The 21227-nt window shown below is 48.8% G+C and carries 17 protein-coding genes and 1 pseudogene; 5 read left to right on the forward strand and 13 right to left on the reverse strand.

Going from position 1 to position 21227, the window contains the following annotated elements:
* Positions 1–89 precede the first annotated feature (89 nt).
* Both narU and yddG read right to left on the reverse strand, forming a co-directional pair.
* Positions 90–1478, reverse strand: a complete 1389-nt coding sequence (narU, locus tag A7Z06_RS18860; RefSeq protein ID WP_001207929.1) for a nitrate/nitrite transporter NarU — start codon at positions 1476–1478, stop codon at positions 90–92.
* Between the two features lie 251 nt (positions 1479–1729).
* The gene (gene yddG, locus A7Z06_RS18865; protein ID WP_010347315.1) at positions 1730–2611 is read right to left on the reverse strand and encodes an aromatic amino acid efflux DMT transporter YddG; all 882 of its coding nucleotides are present in this window, start codon (positions 2609–2611) and stop codon (positions 1730–1732) included.
* 231 nt (positions 2612–2842) lie between these two features.
* Here yddG and fdnG point away from each other — a divergent pair, with 231 nt between their 5' ends.
* Genes fdnG through fdnI form a run of 3 tightly spaced genes read left to right on the forward strand, consistent with a single transcriptional unit; the run spans position 2843 to position 7433 of the window.
* The gene (gene fdnG, locus A7Z06_RS18875) at positions 2843–5890 is read left to right on the forward strand and encodes a formate dehydrogenase-N subunit alpha (RefSeq protein ID WP_094184988.1); all 3048 of its coding nucleotides are present in this window, start codon (positions 2843–2845) and stop codon (positions 5888–5890) included.
* 12 nt (positions 5891–5902) lie between these two features.
* The gene (fdnH, locus tag A7Z06_RS18880; RefSeq protein ID WP_001240582.1) at positions 5903–6787 is read left to right on the forward strand and encodes a formate dehydrogenase N subunit beta; all 885 of its coding nucleotides are present in this window, start codon (positions 5903–5905) and stop codon (positions 6785–6787) included.
* Positions 6780–7433, forward strand: a complete 654-nt coding sequence (fdnI, locus tag A7Z06_RS18885; protein ID WP_000045638.1) for a formate dehydrogenase-N subunit gamma — start codon at positions 6780–6782, stop codon at positions 7431–7433. Before fdnH ends, fdnI begins: the two co-directional genes overlap by 8 nt.
* Positions 7434–7483: 50 nt before the next feature.
* Here fdnI and A7Z06_RS18890 read toward each other — a convergent pair whose 3' ends face one another.
* The 6 genes from A7Z06_RS18890 to bdm form a co-directional block, all read right to left on the reverse strand.
* The gene (locus A7Z06_RS18890; RefSeq protein WP_000781370.1) at positions 7484–7768 is read right to left on the reverse strand and encodes a HigA family addiction module antitoxin; all 285 of its coding nucleotides are present in this window, start codon (positions 7766–7768) and stop codon (positions 7484–7486) included.
* Positions 7768–8046 carry a type II toxin-antitoxin system RelE/ParE family toxin gene (locus A7Z06_RS18895; RefSeq protein ID WP_000605676.1) on the reverse strand — a complete coding sequence of 93 codons (279 nt, stop codon included), beginning with the start codon at positions 8044–8046 and terminating at the stop codon, positions 7768–7770. The genes A7Z06_RS18890 and A7Z06_RS18895 overlap by 1 nt, the downstream gene beginning before the upstream one ends.
* A gap of 186 nt (positions 8047–8232) precedes the next feature.
* Positions 8233–9243, reverse strand: a complete 1011-nt coding sequence (gene adhP / locus A7Z06_RS18900) for an alcohol dehydrogenase AdhP (RefSeq protein ID WP_000642407.1) — start codon at positions 9241–9243, stop codon at positions 8233–8235.
* A 133-nt stretch (positions 9244–9376) separates the two neighbouring features.
* Complete coding sequence (gene maeA / locus A7Z06_RS18905; RefSeq protein WP_000433478.1) at positions 9377–11074, reverse strand: malate dehydrogenase; 1698 nt, start codon at positions 11072–11074, stop codon at positions 9377–9379.
* Between the two features lie 156 nt (positions 11075–11230).
* Positions 11231–11368 (reverse strand): stationary-phase-induced ribosome-associated protein, encoded by a 138-nt coding sequence (gene sra / locus A7Z06_RS18910; RefSeq protein ID WP_000841554.1) that lies wholly within the window; start codon positions 11366–11368, stop codon positions 11231–11233.
* 101 nt (positions 11369–11469) lie between these two features.
* Positions 11470–11685 (reverse strand): biofilm-dependent modulation protein, encoded by a 216-nt coding sequence (gene bdm, locus A7Z06_RS18915; protein WP_000495764.1) that lies wholly within the window; start codon positions 11683–11685, stop codon positions 11470–11472.
* 344 nt (positions 11686–12029) lie between these two features.
* Between bdm and osmC the strand changes: the two genes are divergently transcribed.
* A complete protein-coding gene (gene osmC / locus A7Z06_RS18925; RefSeq protein WP_000152304.1) occupies positions 12030–12461 on the forward strand; it encodes a peroxiredoxin OsmC in 432 nt (143 codons plus the stop codon).
* Positions 12462–12771: 310 nt separating this feature from the next.
* Entirely contained in the window at positions 12772–13695 is a 924-nt protein-coding gene (locus A7Z06_RS18930; RefSeq protein WP_000928773.1) for an omptin family outer membrane protease, read from the forward strand.
* Between the two features lie 67 nt (positions 13696–13762).
* Here the strand turns inward: A7Z06_RS18930 and dosP are convergent, their stop codons facing one another.
* The 5 genes and pseudogenes from dosP to A7Z06_RS21760 form a co-directional block, all read right to left on the reverse strand.
* Positions 13763–16168 (reverse strand): oxygen-sensing cyclic-di-GMP phosphodiesterase DosP, encoded by a 2406-nt coding sequence (gene dosP, locus A7Z06_RS18935; RefSeq protein ID WP_000778561.1) that lies wholly within the window; start codon positions 16166–16168, stop codon positions 13763–13765.
* 24 nt (positions 16169–16192) lie between these two features.
* Positions 16193–17575 carry a diguanylate cyclase gene (locus A7Z06_RS18940; protein ID WP_000426303.1) on the reverse strand — a complete coding sequence of 461 codons (1383 nt, stop codon included), beginning with the start codon at positions 17573–17575 and terminating at the stop codon, positions 16193–16195.
* A 349-nt stretch (positions 17576–17924) separates the two neighbouring features.
* Entirely contained in the window at positions 17925–19244 is a 1320-nt protein-coding gene (locus A7Z06_RS18945; RefSeq protein WP_000350415.1) for a family 10 glycosylhydrolase, read from the reverse strand.
* A 130-nt stretch (positions 19245–19374) separates the two neighbouring features.
* Positions 19375–20910: an acid resistance gamma-aminobutyrate antiporter GadC gene (gene gadC / locus A7Z06_RS18950; protein ID WP_000246004.1), complete on the reverse strand. Its 1536-nt coding sequence runs from the start codon at positions 20908–20910 to the stop codon at positions 19375–19377.
* 156 nt (positions 20911–21066) lie between these two features.
* Positions 21067–21227 (reverse strand): annotated as a pseudogene (locus A7Z06_RS21760) (glutamate decarboxylase); the annotation flags it as partial.

Consider the following 21227-nt stretch of genomic DNA (forward strand, 5'->3'; position numbering starts at 1 on the left):
AATGATTTGGGATCTGATGCCTTGTCAGATGCGGCATAAACGCCTTATCCGACCTACGGGTGCGACACGTCGCATCAGGCATCGATCTCTTATTTTTGGCTAAACTTCCGCCGACCATAGACCAGCCAGGTCAGCAGTACACAGATGATGTAAAAGATTAAAAACACTTTCATCGCGCCCACCGGAGAGCCTGTCATATTCAGCGACATGCCAAACGCCTGCGGAATAAAAAAGCCGCCAACTGCGCCAATGGCTGAGATAAAGCCCAGCGCCGCCGCCGTTTCGGTGATCGCTTCTCGCTGCGCTTCATCATCGCTGCCACCTTTCATCTTGACGCGATAAATGGTTATCTGGCGGAAGATGACAGCAATCATCTGGAAGGTGGAGCCACTACCCAGACCCGCTGTCAGGAACAACCCCATAAACACGACGAAAAATGCGATGAAATTGCCGGAACCTGTACCAGGCAGAGTGAGGAACAACAGGGCACTGAAAAGCGCCATAAAAATAAAGTTGATAAGCGTCACCCGCACGCCGCCAAATTTATCGGAGATAGCACCGCCAACTGACCGGGCAATCGCGCCGATAAACGGCCCAAAGAACGCCAGTTGCAGTATATTCACATCCGGGAACTGAGTTTTCGCCAGCATGGCAAAACCAGCGGAAAAACCGATAAACGAACCGAAGGTGGCGAGATAGAGCAGACTCAACAGCCAGAGATGCAGACGTTGTAAAACGGGCAACTGGTCGGCAATTGACGCGCGTGAACTGGCGATATCGTTCATCCCAAACCAGGCGGCGATAGTGGCAATTGCCAGCAGTGGCACCCAAATCCATGCGGCGTTCGCCAGCGACATCACTGAGCCATCGGCCTGTGGTACGCCATTAACACCGAGAAAGGCAAATACCGGAACAAAAATCACCAGTGGCGCAACCAGTTGCATCACGCTGACGCCTAAATTGCCTAATCCGCCATTAATCCCTAATGCGCTACCTTGTTTTGCTTTCGGGAAGAAAAAACTGATATTGCCCATACTGGAAGCAAAATTCGCGCCAGCGAAACCACACAGCAAGGCAATAACAATAAATATTCCAAAAGGAGTATGGGGATTTTGTACGGCAATACCGAGCCAGACGCAGGGAATAATCAGGATCGCGGTACTAAAAACAGTCCAGCGACGCCCACCAAATATAGGCACCATAAAGGAGTAGGGGACACGTAATAATGCGCCAGAAACGGAGGGTAATGCGGTTAATAAAAAAAGCTGATCGGTCGTAAAATTAAAGCCAATTTTATTGAGATTAACGGTGACTGCGCTAAATAACATCCAGACACAGAATGCAAGAAGTAAACAACTGACTGATATCCAGAGATTTCTTCGTGCTATATGTTTTCCTTTATTTTCCCAGAAGGCCGGATTTTCTGGCTTCCAGTCGCGCAAAAGATAACGATTACTTTTCTCATTTTGCAGTGCCATATTCTTCCTCACATGCACACGTTGGTAATGAAAAAAAGAAAGACAGGACGTTGGGCGCGATGACCCACTTTTATAATTAAGAGAATCAGGTGAGATACTGACTGAAAGAATAGATAAGAAAGCGCAGCCGCGCGGTGAGAATGCGGATTATCTGAAGGGTTATGTGTTACTGAATGTAACAAAGATATATCATTGCCTTCACTAATATTTCAATCCGCATACCCTGAACGAACTTTGTTGCAGCATGAAACTTATCGGTGACGTGTCGCCAGCCAACAGAGCAGAGAGCCGCCACAGACCATGAGTGCGCCTTGCCAGAATGAGAACGATAGCGGTGCGTTGAGTAGCACGGCAGCCAGAGCAGAAGAAAGTACAGGCGTAAAATAAGAACCAACCGCCATAATCGTTACGTTGCCATGTAAAATACCGACATTCCAGGCGGCGTAAGCAAATCCTAAAGTAAATGCCGCAGATATGAGTTTAACGATGACAGGAAAGCTAAAAACCATCTCTGGTTGTGGCGTTATAAAATAGTAAATCCATAGACTTGCCCCCGTCAGAAGAACGAAAACAGTAATGCCGTTAAATCCACGGGCATATTTATTCGTGACTGTGCAATAAGCTGCCCAGATAAACGCACCAATAAACGCCAAAAAATAACTTAATGGACTGGTGGTAATATTATTGATGATTTCATCATATTGTAGCCCGTTGTCGCCGCCTAATACCCAACAGACACCCATCAAAGCTAAAAGCAATCCGGGAATAATCAGCCAGTTTGTTTTCTGACCATTAAAAAGAATGGCGAATAGTATCGTCAGGCTGGGCCATAAATAGTTCACCATACCTACTTCTATCGCCTGATGGCGGGTAGCAGCATAACCTAAGGAAAGCGCGAGGCAGATTTCATAACTCACGAACAATACGCTGCCAGCAAGTAAATAGCCTTTCGGGATCTGCCGGATACGCGGGAATCCAACGGTGAAGATTAACAGCAGCCCGCTTAATGAATAGATCGCCGCCGCACCACCGACCGGGCCGAGCCCCTCGCTGACACCGCGAATCAATCCTACCATGGTGCTCCACAGGACGATCGCGATTAGCCCTATGAGCGTTGCTTTTTGTCGTGTCATGCGCGTTGTTTAGTCTCTCTTGCCGTTAAAAATTAAGCTGAAATTTATAGCATTTTTTTAACCGGCCTGTCAGGCAGTGGTGTGTTTTTCTACCGCCATTGAGGTAGGTCAATTTGCGCAGGCGGATTATTTTGTGGCAAACACGTGTTCTTTTTGATTTCGCGCAAAAAGATTCAGAATTTTACTGTTAGTTTCCTCGCGCAGTAATACCCCTGAAAAAAGAGGAAAGCAATGGACGTCAGTCGCAGACAATTTTTTAAAATCTGCGCGGGCGGTATGGCGGGAACAACAGTAGCGGCATTGGGCTTTGCCCCGAAGCAAGCACTGGCTCAGGCGCGAAACTACAAATTATTACGCGCTAAAGAGATCCGTAACACCTGCACATACTGTTCCGTAGGTTGCGGGCTATTGATGTATAGCCTGGGTGATGGCGCGAAAAACGCCAGAGAAGCGATTTATCACATTGAAGGTGACCCGGATCATCCGGTAAGTCGTGGTGCGCTGTGCCCGAAAGGGGCCGGTTTGCTGGATTACGTCAACAGCGAAAACCGTCTGCGTTACCCGGAATATCGTGCGCCTGGTTCTGACAAATGGCAGCGCATTAGCTGGGAAGAAGCATTCTCCCGTATTGCGAAGCTGATGAAAGCTGACCGTGACGCCAACTTTATTGAAAAGAACGAGCAGGGCGTAACGGTAAACCGTTGGCTTTCTACCGGTATGCTGTGTGCTTCCGGTGCCAGCAACGAAACCGGGATGCTGACCCAGAAATTTGCCCGCTCCCTCGGGATGCTGGCGGTAGACAACCAGGCGCGCGTCTGACACGGACCAACGGTAGCAAGTCTTGCTCCAACATTTGGTCGCGGTGCGATGACCAACCACTGGGTGGATATCAAAAACGCTAACGTCGTAATGGTGATGGGCGGTAACGCTGCTGAAGCGCATCCCGTCGGTTTCCGCTGGGCGATGGAAGCGAAAAACAACAACGATGCAACCTTGATCGTTGTCGATCCCCGTTTTACGCGTACCGCTTCTGTGGCGGATATTTACGCACCTATTCGTTCCGGTACGGACATTACGTTCCTGTCTGGCGTTTTGCGCTACCTGATCGAAAACAACAAAATCAACGCCGAATACGTTAAGCATTACACCAACGCCAGCCTGCTGGTGCGTGATGATTTTACTTTCGAAGACGGCCTGTTCAGCGGTTATGACGCTGAAAAACGCCAGTACGATAAGTCGTCCTGGAACTATCAGTTCGATGAAAACGGCTATGCGAAACGCGATGACACGCTGACTCATCCGCGCTGTGTGTGGAACCTGCTAAAAGAGCACGTTTCCCGCTATACGCCGGACGTCGTGGAAAACATCTGCGGTACGCCAAAAGCCGACTTCCTGAAAGTGTGTGAAGTGCTGGCCTCCACCAGCGCGCCGGATCGCACAACCACCTTCCTGTACGCGCTGGGCTGGACGCAGCACACCGTCGGTGCGCAGAACATCCGTACTATGGCGATGATCCAGTTGCTGCTCGGCAACATGGGTATGGCCGGCGGCGGCGTGAACGCACTGCGTGGTCACTCCAACATTCAGGGTCTGACCGACTTAGGTCTGCTCTCTACCAGCCTGCCGGGTTATCTGACGCTGCCGTCAGAAAAACAGGTTGATTTGCAGTCTTATCTGGAAGCGAACACGCCGAAAGCGACGCTGGCGGATCAGGTGAACTACTGGAGCAACTATCCGAAGTTCTTCGTTAGCCTGATGAAATCTTTCTACGGCGATGCCGCGCAGAAAGAGAACAACTGGGGCTACGACTGGCTGCCGAAGTGGGACCAGACCTACGACGTCATCAAGTATTTCAACATGATGGACGAAGGCAAGGTCAGCGGTTATTTCTGCCAGGGCTTTAACCCGGTTGCGTCCTTCCCGGACAAAAACAAAGTGGTTAGCTGCCTGAGTAAGCTGAAGTACATGGTGGTTATCGATCCGCTGGTGACTGAAACGTCTACTTTCTGGCAGAACCACGGCGAGTCGAACGATGTCGATCCGGCGTCTATCCAGACTGAAGTATTCCGCCTGCCTTCGACCTGCTTTGCTGAAGAAGATGGTTCTATCGCCAACTCCGGACGCTGGTTGCAGTGGCACTGGAAAGGCCAGGACGCACCAGGCGAAGCGCGTAACGACGGCGAAATTCTGGCGGGTATCTACCATCACCTGCGCGAGCTGTACAAAGCTGAAGGTGGTAAAGGCGTAGAACCGCTGATGAAAATGAGCTGGAACTACAAGCAACCGCACGAGCCGCAGTCTGACGAAGTGGCAAAAGAGAACAACGGCTATGCGCTGGAAGATCTCTATGACGCTAATGGCGTGCTGATTGCGAAGAAAGGTCAGTTGCTGAGTAGCTTTGCGCATCTGCGTGATGACGGTACAACCGCATCTTCTTGCTGGATCTACACCGGTAGCTGGACAGAGCAGGGCAACCAGATGGCCAACCGTGATAACTCCGACCCGTCCGGTCTGGGGAACACGCTGGGATGGGCCTGGGCGTGGCCGCTCAACCGTCGCGTGCTGTACAACCGTGCTTCAGCGGATATCAACGGTAAACCGTGGGATCCGAAACGAATGCTGATCCAGTGGAACGGCAGCAAGTGGACGGGTAACGATATTCCTGACTTCGGCAATGCCGCGCCGGGTACGCCAACCGGGCCGTTTATCATGCAGCCGGAAGGGATGGGACGCCTGTTTGCCATTAACAAAATGGCGGAAGGTCCGTTCCCGGAACACTACGAGCCAATTGAAACGCCGCTGGGAACTAACCCGCTGCATCCGAACGTGGTGTCTAACCCGGTGGTTCGTCTGTATGAACAAGACGCGCTGCGGATGGGTAAAAAAGAGCAGTTCCCGTATGTGGGTACGACCTATCGTCTGACCGAGCACTTCCACACCTGGACCAAGCACGCATTGCTCAACGCAATCGCCCAGCCGGAACAGTTTGTGGAGATCAGCGAAACGCTGGCGGCGGCGAAAGGCATTGCCAATGGTGACCGTGTCACTGTCTCCAGCAAGCGTGGCTTTATCCGCGCGGTGGCTGTGGTAACGCGCCGTCTGAAACCGCTGAATGTAAACGGTCAGCAGGTTGAAACGGTGGGTATTCCAATCCACTGGGGCTTTGAGGGTGTCGCGCGTAAAGGTTATATCGCTAACACTCTGACGCCAAATGTCGGTGATGCAAACTCGCAAACGCCGGAATATAAAGCGTTCTTAGTAAACATCGAGAAGGCGTAAGGGGGCGAACAGATGGCTATGGAAACGCAGGACATTATCAAAAGGTCCGCAACTAACTCCATCACGCCGCCTTCTCAGGTGCGTGATTACAAAGCAGAAGTCGCGAAACTTATCGACGTTTCCACCTGTATCGGCTGTAAAGCCTGTCAGGTGGCGTGTTCGGAGTGGAACGACATCCGTGATGAAGTGGGGCACTGCGTCGGGGTTTATGATAACCCCGCCGATCTGAGCGCCAAGTCCTGGACGGTGATGCGCTTTAGCGAAACCGAACAGAACGGCAAGCTGGAGTGGCTGATCCGTAAAGATGGCTGTATGCACTGTGAAGATCCGGGCTGCCTGAAGGCGTGCCCGTCTGCTGGTGCAATCATTCAGTACGCTAACGGGATTGTCGATTTCCAGTCGGAAAACTGCATCGGCTGTGGTTACTGCATTGCCGGGTGTCCGTTTAATATTCCGCGCCTCAACAAAGAGGATAACCGGGTATATAAATGCACGCTCTGCGTCGATCGCGTCAGCGTCGGCCAGGAACCGGCTTGTGTGAAAACCTGTCCGACCGGGGCTATCCATTTCGGCACCAAGAAGGAGATGCTGGAGCTGGCGGAACAGCGCGTGGCGAAACTGAAAGCGCGTGGTTACGAACATGCTGGCGTCTACAACCCGGAAGGTGTCGGTGGTACGCACGTCATGTACGTGTTGCATCACGCCGATCAGCCGGAGCTGTATCACGGTCTGCCGAAAGATCCGAAGATCGATACCTCGGTGAGCTTGTGGAAAGGCGCGTTGAAACCGCTGGCAGCGGCTGGCTTTATCGCCACTTTTGCCGGGTTGATTTTCCACTACATCGGTATTGGCCCGAATAAGGAAGTGGACGATGACGAGGAGGATCATCATGAGTAAGTCGAAAATGATTGTGCGCACAAAGTTTATTGATCGCGCCTGTCACTGGACCGTGGTGATTTGCTTCTTCCTGGTGGCGCTGTCCGGGATTTCGTTCTTCTTCCCGACGCTGCAATGGCTGACGCAAACCTTCGGTACGCCGCAGATGGGACGCATTTTGCACCCGTTCTTCGGCATTGCGATTTTCGTCGCGCTGATGTTTATGTTCTTCCGCTTTGTGCATCACAACATCCCGGATAAGAAAGATATTCCGTGGCTGTTGAACATTGTCGAAGTATTGAAAGGCAATGAGCACAAAGTGGCGGATGTTGGTAAGTACAACGCCGGACAGAAGATGATGTTCTGGTCAATCATGAGCATGATTTTCGTGCTGCTGGTGACCGGGGTGATCATCTGGCGTCCGTACTTTGCGCAGTACTTCCCGATGCAGGTTGTCCGTTATAGCCTGCTGATCCACGCGGCAGCGGGTATCATCCTGATCCACGCCATCCTGATCCATATGTATATGGCATTCTGGGTGAAAGGGTCGATTAAAGGGATGATCGAAGGGAAGGTGAGCCGTCGCTGGGCGAAGAAACACCATCCGCGCTGGTATCGTGAAATCGAGAAGGCAGAAGCAAAAAAAGAGAGTGAAGAAGGGATATAATCTCTTTTGAACTTTAAGCTGAAAATGGCGCTGTAAAAGGCGCCATTTTTTTATTGCGTAACCAGACGGCGTAGTCGCGACACATCCACCGTTTTTTCAGCCTCTGCCAGACTCCACGCGTTTTGCAGATTCAACCACATTTGCGGCGAACTGCCGATCACCACGGAAAGTTTAATCGCCATTTCTGGCGTCAAAGCCGCTTTTCCGGTCAGCAATCGGCTTGCCGTTGAGGGCGCAATTTCCATTGCTCTGGCAAATTCGCGCAGGCTGACGTTCAGCTCGTCCAGTGATTCCTGAATGATGTCCCCCGGACGGGGATGATTGGCCATTTTCATCAGTGATAGTCCTCGTAATCCAGTATGTATGCATCGCCATTGACGAACTCAAACGTTATCCGCCAGTTGCCCGAGACAGAGATTGCCCAAATTCCATCGCGATCGCCGCTTAACGGGTGTAGTCGGTAACCTGGCATATCGATATCAGCAAGACAGCTTGCTGCATCAATTACAGCGAGTCGGTGGCGTAATCTTTTGACTTGCGTCGGTATAACGCCGGAGGTTTTGCCAAGAAGAAACAAGTCACGCAATCCCTTGTGTCTGAAATTCATTATCATCTCTTCATCCTTGTTCCTTCGAAAGGAACACTATCACTATTGTTCCGTGCGGCGCAACAAATTTCGCTACGTTTTCGCGAATTGTGAGGGGAAAGATGAGGGAGGAAAAGAAGAAGAGTTAAATAGCGGAAAGCGTCTCGCAAAACAGGCTGCGACACCAGGACTGGCAGTCGCAGCAATGGTCTCTTAGCGGCGGAAATCAATCACCATACGGCCACGGATTTTGCCTTCTTCCATCTCGGTAAAGATGGTGTTGATGTCCGCTAACGGACGCAGGGCGACTTTCGGCACCACTTTGCCTTCGGCGGCAAACTGGAAGGCTTCAGTTAAATCCTGGCGCGTGCCGACCAGCGAACCGACCACTTCAATACCATCCAGCACAAGACGTGGGATATCCAGGCTCATAGACTCCGGCGGCAGACCGACAGCCACAACACGACCGCCTGCACGGACAGCATCAACTGCCGAGTTAAACGCAGCTTTAGCTACTGCTGTTACCACCGCAGCGTGAGCGCCACCGGTTTTCTCCTGCACAATTTTGGCGGCGTCTTCGGTGCGTGAGTTAATCGCTAAATCTGCCCCCATTTCAGTCGCCAGTTTTAACTGCTCATCATTGACATCAATGGCGATCACTTTGGCGTTAAAGACATTCTTCGCGTATTGCAGGGCGAGGTTACCCAGACCGCCAAGACCGTAGATAGCAATCCACTGACCGGGACGAATTTTTGACAGTTTAACCGCTTTGTAGGTGGTGACCCCCGCACAGGTAATGCTGCTGGCCGCCGCCGAATCCAGGCCATCTGGCACTTTTACCGCGTAATCGGCGACCACGATGCACTCTTCCGCCATCCCGCCATCAACGCTGTATCCGGCATTTTTAACTGAACGGCAGAGCGTTTCGTTACCACTGTTACAGTATTCGCAATGACCGCATCCTTCGTAAAACCACGCTACGCTGGCACGATCGCCTGGTTTTAATGAGGTGACACCTGGGCCAACTTCTGCTACCACACCGATGCCTTCATGGCCCAGAATTACGCCGGTTTTGTCACCAAAATCGCCATTCTTAACATGAAGATCGGTATGACATACACCACAACACTCCATTTTCAGCAGGGCTTCGCCATGTTTCAGTGAGCGCAGTGTTTTATCCGTAACGTCAACATGATGATCCTTCGTAACAACTGCAGCCTTCATAGTTCCTCCTTTTCGGATGATGTTCTGCATAGCAGGTGAGGCAAATGAGATTTATTCGCCACCACCCAGTATGGATGAGATCTGAAAAAGGGAGAGGAAAATTGCCCGGTAGCCTTCACTACCGGGCGCAGGCTTAGATGGAGGTACGGCGGTAGTCGCGGTATTCGGCTTGCCAGAAATTATCGTCAATGGCTTGTTGCAAAGCTTCGGCAGACGTTTTCACCGCCACGCCTTGCTGCTGCGCCATTTTGCCAACCGCAAACGCAATTGCGCGGGAGACTTTCTGAATATCTTTTAGTTCCGGTAGTACCAGACCTTCGCCGTTCAGGACCAGCGGCGAATACTGAGCAAGCGTTTCACTTGCCGACATCAGCATCTCATCGGTGATACGTGACGCGCCGGAAGCAATAACACCCAGCCCAATGCCCGGGAAAATAAAGGCGTTGTTACACTGGGCGATAGGGTAGATTTTATCTTTCCATACCACTGGATTAAACGGGCTGCCAGTGGCGACCAGCGCGTTACCTTCGGTCCAGGCGATAATGTCCTGCGGTGTGGCTTCCACGCGTGACGTCGGGTTAGACAGCGGCATCACGATCGGACGCGGACAGTGTTTATGCATCTCACGGATGATCTCTTCCGTAAACAGCCCGGTCTGTCCTGAGACGCCAATCAGAATATCTGGTTTTACATTGCGCACCACATCCAGCAGTGACAGCACATCGCTGTCGGTATCCCAGTCACTAAGATTTTCGCGTTTCTGCACCAGTTTGGTCTGGAAAGGCAGTAGGTTTGGCATCTTGTCGGTGAGCAGACCAAAGCGATCGACCATAAACACTTTCTGTCGCGCCGCTTCTTCGCTTAATCCTTCGCGCTGGGTCTGGGCGATAATCATTTCGGCAATGCCGCATCCCGCTGAACCGGCGCCGAGGAAGACAATCTTTTTCTCGCTTAACTGACCACCTGCTGCGCGGCTGGCTGCGATCAGTGTGCCGACCGTTACCGCTGCGGTGCCCTGAATGTCATCGTTAAAAGAACAAATTTCATGGCGATAGCGGTTAAGCAACGGCATCGCATTTTTTTGTGCAAAGTCTTCAAACTGCAGCAACACGTTCGGCCAGCGTTGCTTCACTGCCTGGATAAATTCGTCAACGAATTCATAGTATTCATCGTCAGTGATGCGCGGATTACGCCAGCCCATATACAACGGGTCGTTAAGCAGTTGCTGGTTGTTGGTGCCGACGTCTAGCACCACCGGAAGGGTATACGCCGGGCTGATGCCGCCACAGGCGGTATAGAGCGACAGTTTACCGATCGGAATACCCATCCCGCCGATGCCCTGGTCACCAAGACCCAGGATACGTTCGCCATCCGTCACCACAATCACTTTAATATTATGGTTCGGCACGTTTTGCAGAATATCGTCCATATTGTGCCGGTTCTGGTAAGAGATAAACACGCCGCGTGAACGGCGGTAGATCTCAGAAAAACGCTCACAGGCTGCGCCGACGGTTGGGGTATAAATAACAGGCATCATCTCATCAAGATGATTGTTTACCAGACGGTAGAAGAGGGTTTCGTTAGTGTCCTGGATGTTACGCAGGTAGATGTGTTTGTCGATTTCGGTTTTGAATCCCTGATACTGGATCCATGCTCGTTCCGCTTGTTCTTCGATGGTTTCGACCACCTCCGGCAGTAACCCCAGCAGGTTGAAGTTACGGCGTTCTTCCATGCTGAAGGCGCTGCCTTTATTCAACAACGGAAATTCCAGCAGTACAGGGCCAGCGTAAGGAATATAAAGCGAACGCTGTTTTTTTGTTTTTGGTTCCATGTCACTCACTCTTTTTTGAATATCCATCCCTGGGGTGCTTTTATCGTCTTTGCTTTACCGCCAGGGCGTCGCCCCCAAGTATAAAGCAGATAAAAACAAAAACACCATTGCGCAGGCAATGGTGTTTAATCGTCATTGAGGACTGATTGTTAAGGATTACTTTTCAGCGGGGCGTTTTCTGCCGGTTGGGTTATTTACCACGCTGGATTTGTCACCTTCGGTAACTATTTTGCGCTGGTTAGAAATTTTATGATCCAGTCCAAGAATATGACGTGCCTGGCGGTTCGATTTCATTTGTACTCCTCAATCCTGTTGCTAGTTTTAAGGACAACATCGCCGTAGCGAAGAAACACGTGCTAAACCCCTAAATTAGGTTGCCGATCAAGCATAGCAGCTTAAAGCATAGGGTGCTGGCCACTGACCACATAATTGATCGTTTGCTGGTAGATATCACTGAGGATGTCGTTATCAGAAGCTTCCACCCATTTGGTCAGCTCCATGAGAATGTCATCTTCAGTGACAACACCGTGCTCTGCCCGAAGGCCTTGCTCAATGGCATTAACCAGAGCGGGTTCTGCTGTTGAATTTTCTGCCTGATAATAAGTAAACATAGTGATTCTCCGTGTCTGTGTATTTATGGTGTCTGCTACGGATCGCAGATTTATAAAGCACATTCAGCATGGCAAATATTTGCCGCTTCGTTGTTAAGATTAGTCCTGGTTGATGTGTTTTATATTTTAACTGCATGATATTCATGACTATTGTTATTGGCATTCGTTGCTTGATATTGCTGCAATATCTTTTAAACCATATATTCCCCGCCTTCTGTTGTGGTAATTTTATTTAAGTTCGGAGGTAATATTTTCGCCGGATTTTATTCGGAATATCCTGCTTATCCTCGTGCTGTTTCTCACGTAGTCTATAATTTCCTTTTTAAGCCCACAGGAGAGCAACAATGACAATCCATAAGAAAGGTCAGGCACACTGGGAAGGCGATATCAAACGCGGGAAGGGAACAGTATCCACCGAGAGCGGCGTGCTGAACCAACAGCCGTATGGGTTTAACACGCGTTTTGAAGGCGAAAAAGGAACCAACCCTGAAGAATTGATTGGCGCTGCACATGCCGCTTGTTTCTCGATGGCGCTTTCATTAATGCTGGGGGAAGCGGGATTCACGCCAACATCGATTGATACCACTGCCGATGTATCGCTGGATAAAGTCGATGCTGGTTTCGCGATTACCAAAATCGCACTGAAGAGTGAAGTTGCCGTACCGGGTATTGATGCCTCAACCTTTGACGGCATTATTCAGAAAGCAAAAGCCGGATGCCCGGTTTCTCAGGTACTGAAAGCGGAAATTACGCTGGATTACCAGTTGAAAGCATAAGTACTCGCCGGATGATGTTGTCATCCGGCAAGCATTTACACCAATATTTTCTGATTATCTCAATGAAATCTCGCATTTAAACGGCATCGTCATTCTTTTCGTTATTCCCGCCTGTTCCCGAACAATCATTATTGCATCAGGTTGTAAACTCCTATTTCGTTCAGAATAACAGTAAAACTCTGTTTATTTATGTTCTCTGTTTGATGGTGAGAAACATTTATGGCATTGTAAGATTCAGTTGATTTAATTAATTTGAATTAGTTAAATTTAATTAATGAGCTAATTAACATTGTTTAATAAGGATGAAACTATGTTGATGAAAAAGGTCTCTTTTGCTATTGCTTTAATTTCTCTAAGTCAGTATGCAAGCGCATCTTCAGAATTTAATTTCTTATCTGACAATGTTTTTGGTGATGCTTCTCTTTCATTTCTGAATGGTGAGTCAGGTGAGTTTGTTTATAGCGATGGCGGTAAACTTAGCCAACTGGACTGGAAAATTCAAAATACCCCCATTATTAAAATGGGGCTAACCTGGGATGCAATCTCATGGCTGACGCTTAATGCTAAAGGCTGGACGACGATTGCGTCTGCCGGTACGCTAATGGATGATTATGACTGGCTGGAGCCGGGGCAGCACCACTGGAGCGATTGGTCACATCACCCGGCAACGCGGTTGAATTTTGCAAATCAGTTTGATCTCAATATGACAGGTTGGTTTTTAACGGATCCGAGTTACCAACTCGGCGCTATGTTAGGCTATCAGGAGACGCGTTTCAGTTGGCTGGCGAAAGGAGGTTACTATAGTTATGATAATGGTGCCGACACTGGAGATATTCCTCATGACCAAAGAGTTATTGGCTACCAACAAAAATTCAGTGCGCCTTATTTAGGTCTTTCTGGTAAATATGTCTATCATGATTTTGATATTATTGCTCAATTTAAATATAGCGCCTGGGGAGAAGGGAAAGGAACAGATCAGCATTATTTGCGCAACATTACATTTAAAGATAAAGTATCCAACCAAAAATATTATTCAGGTCTTATTAATGCGGGGTATAACATTAACTCACAGGCGCGGATTTTCACAGAAATATCATGGAGTAGATTCTCTAATGATATTGGTAACACAGTAATTTCTTATAAAGACAAGGGTGAAAGCGTAAAAGAGAAAGATTCGCCAGGGATGCAAAACTATAATTACATTATTGGCGCGGGCATTCAGTACAAATTTTAATATAGCATCGGGCGAATGGCGGAATATGAATACGTGAAATCTTGCCCGCCTGCGCGGGCAAGATGTACTAAGCGTCGATTTGAAGCGGTAGCGTAGTAGACATCCAGCCAGGGATCTCCTCAGCGGGCAAAGGACGTGAGAAGAAATAGCCCTGAATCACGGGGCAGTGAATCTTGCGTAACATCTCAAACTGTTCTTTCGTTTCCACACCTTCTGCCACTACGGTTAAGTTCAGGCTTTGCCCAATGCTGGTAATGGCTTCTAATAAGGCACGGATGCGTTTTTCGCTCAGGCAACGATCGACAAAACTTTTATCGATTTTAATTTCCGTTACCGGCAGGCTGACTAAGCGTGACAGGCCGGAAAAGCCTGTACCGAAATCGTCGACAGATAAACCTACGCCCATATCCCGCAGGATCTGGATGCGTTTAAAGATCTCCGTATCGTGTTCCATCATCATGCTTTCAGTGATTTCCACCGTCAGCTGGTGGCCGTCAATCTGCCAGGCTTCCATCGCATCGCAAACCTGATTGGGTAGCTGATTACTGCGAAAATGCAGCGCAGATAAGTTTACGGATAACGCCGGGATATGAATATTCTGGCTTCGCCATTCTGCTAACTGGCGACAGGCTTCAGCAATTACCCAACGACCAATATTTTCAATTTCACCAATCTCTTCTGCGAGGGGAATAAACCGGGAAGGGGGAACATGTCCATGCTGCGGGTCATACCAGCGAGCAAGAGCTTCAATACCATACAGTTCGCCCGTTTCGGCGAAGATCTGCGGCTGGTAAACCAGCTTCAACTGGTTGTTGCTGATTGCTTCTTTCAGCGCCGCGCCTAATATCAACCGCTCTTTAACCATCTCGTTCATTGTCGGGCTAAAGAACTGCCAGCCGTTACCGCCGTTTTTGCGAATGAAATCCATCGCATTGTGGGCGGTAGAAAGCAGGTAGTCACGGTTTTTGCCAACGTCGTAACTGATACCAATACTTAAGGTTAAAGGAAAAGGCTGATTGTCAATGATGACCGGTTTGCTAACGACGTTGCGTAGCTCATCAGCGATTTGGGTAATGTTGCTGACTTCATCCTCCAGACTAATGAGGACAAACTGTGCACCTTCAACGCGGCAGAGATACTGGTCGGGTTTGAGTTTTTCGCGAAAGCGATTAACGACTTCTAACAATGCCTGATCGGCCCACGCATAGCCGAGGCTGTCGATCACATCCTGAATATGGTCGACGCCAATAAGATAAACCACCGGAGATACAGCTCTATCGACAAGGTCATCGAGGTAATTGTGCAGATTATTGCGATTTGGCAGACCGGTCATCGGATCAAACTGGATTAGCTGTTCGATGTGCTGGCGGCTTTTCTCCTGTTCCAGCGCCAGTGCGGCCATATGCTGGCTGATGTCTGCCACGCGTTCGACAAATGCACTGGTTTCTGTCCCTGCAGCCGTCTTGATTTGCAGAACTCCCGCTGGTGCGCCATCGCGCTGGCGAATGGTAACAGCCCAGCTTTGTGCATTCTTTACTTCTGTCCCATGAGAGGACGACGCCCAATGCACTGGCATCCCATTACGCAATGCATACAGTGACACATGCGATTCATGAAGAATGGCTTCAATATTACGGCAAATGATTTCACCCATTTCGTGAAACGGTGGGCTGCTGCACATGGCGGCGAGGATGTTGCCTTCCAGCTGGCGGATTTGCCGTTCTTCGGTGATATCTGAGAAGGTCATTACCAGATTTTGTAGATGAGCAAGCACGTCATAGACCGGACTGATAGACGCTTTAATCCAGATATTTTCACCCGTGCGCGTTAATAGCAAAAATTCATCTTGATCGCGGGAGGTTTTCCACAAAAGCTGCTGTAAGCGGATGCGGTTATCTGTCGGGTATTCAGGAATGTTAAGCAGCGCATCGGGCTGCATACCGCTGGCTTCGCTGATGCAATAGCCGAACATTTCTGTAAACGCGCGATTGCACTGAACGATATGACGCTCAGGATCAAGCACAATCACAGGTCGGTCGAGATGATCCACGGCAATGAGCAACTGCCGGGTCTGTTCTTTCTGCGCCATTTCAACGCTGGCATCTCGCACCAGCGCCAGGTAATAAATTTTCCCCTCGGCAGTCACTTTTGACAGGGCAAATCGTGTCCATATTTTACTGCCATCTTTTTTCTCCAGCTGCAATTCCCGGCTCATTCCTTCGACACGCGCTTTACCTCCTTCGCGGTTATGCCGGATGTATTCAGGGTGTGCTGGGCGCAAATTATGGGGAATCAGCATATCGATGTTATTGCCAATGACCTCTTCGCGTTTATATCCCCAAAGCTTCTCTGCAGCGGGGTTGAAAAACATGACTTCATCATTTTCGTTGATTAACACCGCGCCCATCATATTTTGCTCAAGCGCGGGGAAAAAAATGCCGTCAGCGGCATTTTCTGCATCGGTTAGCTTCATGATTACCTCTGCATCCGGGTGAATCTAAAGACTGGCTTTCCAGAGTTCAACACGGTTTCTACCTCGTCTTTTGGCGATATACAGAGCTTCGTCGGCTATTTGAATTAAACGTTCATAATCCGGATGTCCATTAAACATGGCGGCACCAATGGACAGAGAGAGGTAAATATCTTCGCCGTTTGCAGCTTTCAGTTTGGTTTTTTCTACCCGACTGCGAATACGTTCTGCGGTACGTAAAGTGTCAGTTTCTGAGGCTTCCGTCAGTACAATGATAAATTCATCACCACCGTAGCGGAAAACATAATCACTACTACGGACGTTGTCGTAAAACGCCTGCGAGACTTTACGCAGAATTTCGTCGCCGGTGTTATGTCCCCATGTATCATTGATCTCTTTGAATTTATCAACATCGATGATGAGAACAGATAACGGCGTGCCAGCCCGATTGGCATGGGCAATTTCACGTTTGAAGATAGTCGGCAGGAAACGGCGGTTAAGTAGCTTAGTCAACACATCCATTCCCACTTCATGGCGAGAAACTTCTTCAAACAGTTCTCGCAATAAGGTTGTAATTTGCGATACGGTATTTCGTATCTGCAATAAAAACTTCACTCGCAGACTTTTGTTACTCAGATTCTTGGCATGGAGTATTGTCTGATTAAAAACCCCGTCGAAATCCTGAATAAGGCGGGAGATATGACCGACTTCGGCAATACCGCTAAAATAATGCCGACCTTTATGGTTAAACCATAAGCCAAAATCAGCCTGGCTTAACGGTAAGCTGCTGCCTAAATCAGAATCCAACAGGACTTTATAAATAACATCTAATTCCCATGAAAGTAATGAGGCTATTTGCCGTTCTTTTTCTTCTTCGGCATTTTCAAGTAGTGAGAAGATACGATAATTCTCGTCTTCTTTAGCCGCACTACTGTCGCTAAAGGTAAACGCCCGGGTCATAACTTCCATGGCTATATCAATACTGTTAATCGAAAAATGATAAACCTGAAGTTTATCCGCTGGCGAATAATCAGAGGAAAATATCGCTGGATAGAGGATTTTCTTCAATACACGAAAACCCATCTCAACGATTTCTACGGGAATGCCAATACGGGCATGTACTTCGGCCACGGTATGTTGGATTTGTATAAGCCTATCAACATCGTCCGCTTGCGCAGAGAGCACATCGATAATCCATGTTTCCAGAGCACTTTTAAGTTGCCTTTCAACCTGTTCGTTACTCAAAAACTCTTCGGCATGTGGGTCTGTGCGTACAATACGATAAAACTCATTGCTCAGGTAATGGGCATGTGCAACAGCAATTTCTGCGGCTTTAGCGCGAATGAGAGGGGAAGCCTGGGTAACTAATCCAGTCCACTCATCTTTCATTCTTTTAAAGTACATCTCCATAATTCAGCCCCTTATACGACTGGAAAGGCAGATGGGATCGAAAAACGAAACGCAACATACTGGACAGACTTATCGCACCATATTCTCCTGAAATATGAGGATATAATGAAAAGAAATAAACGAATTAGACAGTTTTAATCTACGCTACTGTTCTTCTGAAGAGTATAGCCCATCGTGATTATTTTTCGGTGGTGACGAATATCGTATTGTTTTTCATGTTGATACTAATTAATCAGAGGATTGTAGCAATTTGCTTATATGGAAATAATTTTATTTAAGAGGTTACGGCATTTTGCAGGGTGACAAGCCGGTGCTTACATCACCGGCATGACACAGTAAAAGAGGGCGTTTAACTACCCCAACGACTTTGCAGATAACTAACGGCTTGTTGGGTCTGTGGCTTATTAAGGTAATCTTCGCGGAACAGAATCGTGCCGCTAATTTCGGGTACAGCATCGTTAAGATCAAGCTGCTTTTTTAGTTCTGGCACGCCGCCGTTAACCATCCAGTCAGGTTCTATCTTTGAGGGTTCACCCACTTTATAGAAGGCAATACCGATATATAGACGGGTTTTGGTCGGTTTGACGACATCTGCCCACCATTTTGCCAGTACGTCATAGCGTGCTGCGCTACGTGAGAAAGGCCAGTAAATTTGTGGGGCAATATAATCCAGTAAACCATGTTCTACCCAACGGCGGGTATCTGCATAGGATTCGTCATAGGCTGCTGCGCCTCGTGTATCGGAACCGAGCGGATCGTGTGATCGGTTGCGCCAGACGCCAGCCGGGCTAACGCCAAATTCAACCTCTGGCTTAATGCTTTTGATGGTGTGCGATACCTTTGCAATTAATTGCTGAGTATTGTTGCGCCGCCAGTCTGCTTTTGATGCAAAAGCTCTCCCATATTTGCGGTACGTCTCGTTATCGTTCAGCAGCGAACCCGGTGATTCAGTATAGAAATAATCGTCGAACTGCACGCCATCTATCGGATAACGGGAAACCACTTCCGCAACTATTGATGTGATCCAATCCTGAACCTCAGGGATACCAGGGTCGAGAACAAAACGGTCGCCCGACGTTCTGATCCAGTCGCGATGCTGCACGTAGACACTGGCTGGTTGCTGTGACAGGGTGCTATTCAATTCCCTGATAGTTCCGGGTTTTGTATTAACCGACACGCGGTAGGGATTAAACCATGCGTGCACTTTCATCCCACGCTTGTGGGCTTCGTCGAGCATAAATTGCAGCGGATCGTAACCTGGATCTTCACCAATCTTGCCGGTCAGAAGATCGGACCACGGTAAAATTTTCGATGGCCAAAGGGCTGTACCATCGGGCTTTACCTGGAAAAAGACCGTATTTATGCCGAGACGTTGTAGATGATCTAACTTGTCAATCATCGCCTGTTGTTGTGCGCGGGCTCGGCTGGTGGGGTTACTGATATTAACCGAGGAAACGGGGGGCCAGTCGAGGCGAGAGACAGTAGCCAGCCAGATACCTCGCATCGGCTGCGCTGGTTGATGTGTTGTCGCTGGTGGTTTTGAACCTGCTGGTGGTGTAGTTATTGGCGTTGGCGGTGTGGTCTTACAACTACACAGTAAAAGAGCCAGAGCAACGAGTGTGGCTGGCTTTTTGATCGTTAATTTCACGTTTCGGGAGCAGATATCCATATATGCTGGTTTCCGGTAAACAGATGTGTTGCTCATTCTCGTACTTATCTGGGGCAAGTCAATACGATAACAGGTACGAAAAAGGGAGCGATTAACTATCGCTCCCTTGTCTTATCCCCTTCAGAGATGGTTAATGTTTCTTATCGTTCATCACAATATAGTGCGGTGAACGAGCACGTGGATGCAGGAAGAAGTGACCTTTCGGTGCGTTCTGGCTGTTAATTGGCTCCAGTGTCACACCGGTATTCGCTTTGCCTTTACGATCGTGGATGGCATAGAGAATAAAGGGCAGGGCAAGTACCACCAGGAAGCTAACGACCAGTAATTCGACATACATATCGGTAGAGTCACCCTGGATATTATCCGGCGGCAGGAAGGAAACAATAAACGCCATGATTGAGGTCAGCAGGCCGACAATAGCTACAACCAGTTTCACGCCTTTACCACCAGGGATATTAAATGTGCGTTTTAAGTCAGGATGTTTAAGGACTAACACAATGTAGCCAATAAACAGCATGAAATAAGCACACAGATAAATCACCACCGTCAGCGCCAGTGCGATCAGGAAGGACATGTTGTTACCACCACCGGTATTGGTGAGGATAATCAAGGCGATAGAGGTAATCACTAGCTGAGAAATAACCAGAGTGACCGGCACGCCATTTTTGTTCATTTTGGCGAACGCTGGAGGTAGCAGGTTTTTCTGCGCTGTGACATACATCCCGCGAGAAGGACCGACAATCCAGGAGGCGATTTCTGCCAGAACACCCAGCAGCAGCAGTGCGGAGATCACGCGAACCGTCCACTCAATTTCCGGTGCCACATGGGACATCAGAACGGTAAAGGTTTGCATTACCCCAGCGGACAGATTGATTTCATTACCCGGAATGACCATCGCAATGGACAAACCACCAACCGAGCTTAAACAGATTGCCGCCACCATCAGCAATAACATTGCCAGCGGATAATCTCGCCCCGGATTGCTCATTTCATTGACGTGGGTTGCGGAGGCTTCTACACCCATATAACTCAATATAAAGGCAACAAACACAACCAGGGTGCCAACTTTAGAGAAATCCGGGAAGAAGGTTTTTGCATCCATTTCGATAGCAACTGGCGCACCGGAGTGCAGATAAATCGCCGCTAATGCAATCAAAATAAATGCGGGTAACAGGATACCGGCAAAGAAGCCGACTTTAGCAATTCGCGCTGTATATTTAGTACCGCCAAACTGAGTTAATGCCAGAACCCAAAGAATGATGAGTGCCGCAATGGTTTTTGTTACCGGGTCTTCATTCAGTGCTGGCCATTTAAGAATGTAGGAGAGTGCCCCTAACACGAAATAGAGCATCGGAATAAAGCCGATAGCGATTTGCAGATAGCCAAATGAGATCGCTGCAAATCCCCATTTTAACCCCAGGGTATTCGATACCCAGGCGAAAACGCCGCCTTCCTCCCAACCGTCCACGGTAGCCATTTCCGCAGCACAGAGTCCAACGGGGATAAACCATAAAATCCCGCCTAATAGCAGGAAGAAAACTAATGAAAAACCGGATGTTGCAAAGGTAGGGTATTCATAAACAGCCATTACCATCGATGCCGTAATAGCGAAGAACCCAAGTAATGTTAGCTGCTTAGCTTTACCTGTCTGTACTGATGTAGCCATATTTTCCCCCTAAAACGGTATTCCTGTCGGAACCGCGCCTGTCTTGTTCTGAAGCGTATTCAGAGCAATATTTTCCATTGCTAATGCCAGTGAACAGACTTTGGAATTTGTCCCGAAACGAGAGCGTTCCGGGACACCGTTACCACTTAAACGTTATCAGGTATGTTTAAAGCTGTTCTGCTGGGCAATACCCTGCAGTTTCGGGTGATCGCTGAGATATTTCAGGGAGGCTTTGTAGTCTTCCAGCAACAGTTCAGCGAAGTCCATTTCGAAACCACGACGGCACATAATACGCATCACCACAATGTCGGTGGCTT

The organism is Escherichia sp. MOD1-EC6819 (genome assembly GCF_002965765.1).
GTDB classification, from domain to species: domain Bacteria; phylum Pseudomonadota; class Gammaproteobacteria; order Enterobacterales; family Enterobacteriaceae; genus Escherichia; species Escherichia ruysiae.

Bases quoted from the DNA above. Each gene is read 5' to 3' on its own strand.
- bdm (WP_000495764.1), bottom strand. From the start codon at position 11,685: ATGTTTACTTATTATCAGGCAGAAAATTCAACAGCAGAACCCGCTCTG.
- osmC (WP_000152304.1), top strand. From the start codon at position 12,030: ATGACAATCCATAAGAAAGGTCAGGCACACTGGGAAGGCGATATCAAA.
- A7Z06_RS18940 (WP_000426303.1), bottom strand. From the start codon at position 17,575: ATGGAGATGTACTTTAAAAGAATGAAAGATGAGTGGACTGGATTAGTT.
- maeA (WP_000433478.1), bottom strand. From the start codon at position 11,074: ATGGAACCAAAAACAAAAAAACAGCGTTCGCTTTATATTCCTTACGCT.
- narU (WP_001207929.1), bottom strand. From the start codon at position 1,478: ATGGCACTGCAAAATGAGAAAAGTAATCGTTATCTTTTGCGCGACTGG.
- A7Z06_RS18895 (WP_000605676.1), bottom strand. From the start codon at position 8,046: ATGATAATGAATTTCAGACACAAGGGATTGCGTGACTTGTTTCTTCTT.
- dosP (WP_000778561.1), bottom strand. From the start codon at position 16,168: ATGAAGCTAACCGATGCAGAAAATGCCGCTGACGGCATTTTTTTCCCC.
- A7Z06_RS18890 (WP_000781370.1), bottom strand. From the start codon at position 7,768: ATGAAAATGGCCAATCATCCCCGTCCGGGGGACATCATTCAGGAATCA.
- fdnH (WP_001240582.1), top strand. From the start codon at position 5,903: ATGGCTATGGAAACGCAGGACATTATCAAAAGGTCCGCAACTAACTCC.
- sra (WP_000841554.1), bottom strand. From the start codon at position 11,368: ATGAAATCGAACCGCCAGGCACGTCATATTCTTGGACTGGATCATAAA.
- A7Z06_RS18945 (WP_000350415.1), bottom strand. From the start codon at position 19,244: ATGGATATCTGCTCCCGAAACGTGAAATTAACGATCAAAAAGCCAGCC.
- fdnI (WP_000045638.1), top strand. From the start codon at position 6,780: ATGAGTAAGTCGAAAATGATTGTGCGCACAAAGTTTATTGATCGCGCC.
- adhP (WP_000642407.1), bottom strand. From the start codon at position 9,243: ATGAAGGCTGCAGTTGTTACGAAGGATCATCATGTTGACGTTACGGAT.
- A7Z06_RS18930 (WP_000928773.1), top strand. From the start codon at position 12,772: ATGTTGATGAAAAAGGTCTCTTTTGCTATTGCTTTAATTTCTCTAAGT.
- gadC (WP_000246004.1), bottom strand. From the start codon at position 20,910: ATGGCTACATCAGTACAGACAGGTAAAGCTAAGCAGCTAACATTACTT.
- yddG (WP_010347315.1), bottom strand. From the start codon at position 2,611: ATGACACGACAAAAAGCAACGCTCATAGGGCTAATCGCGATCGTCCTG.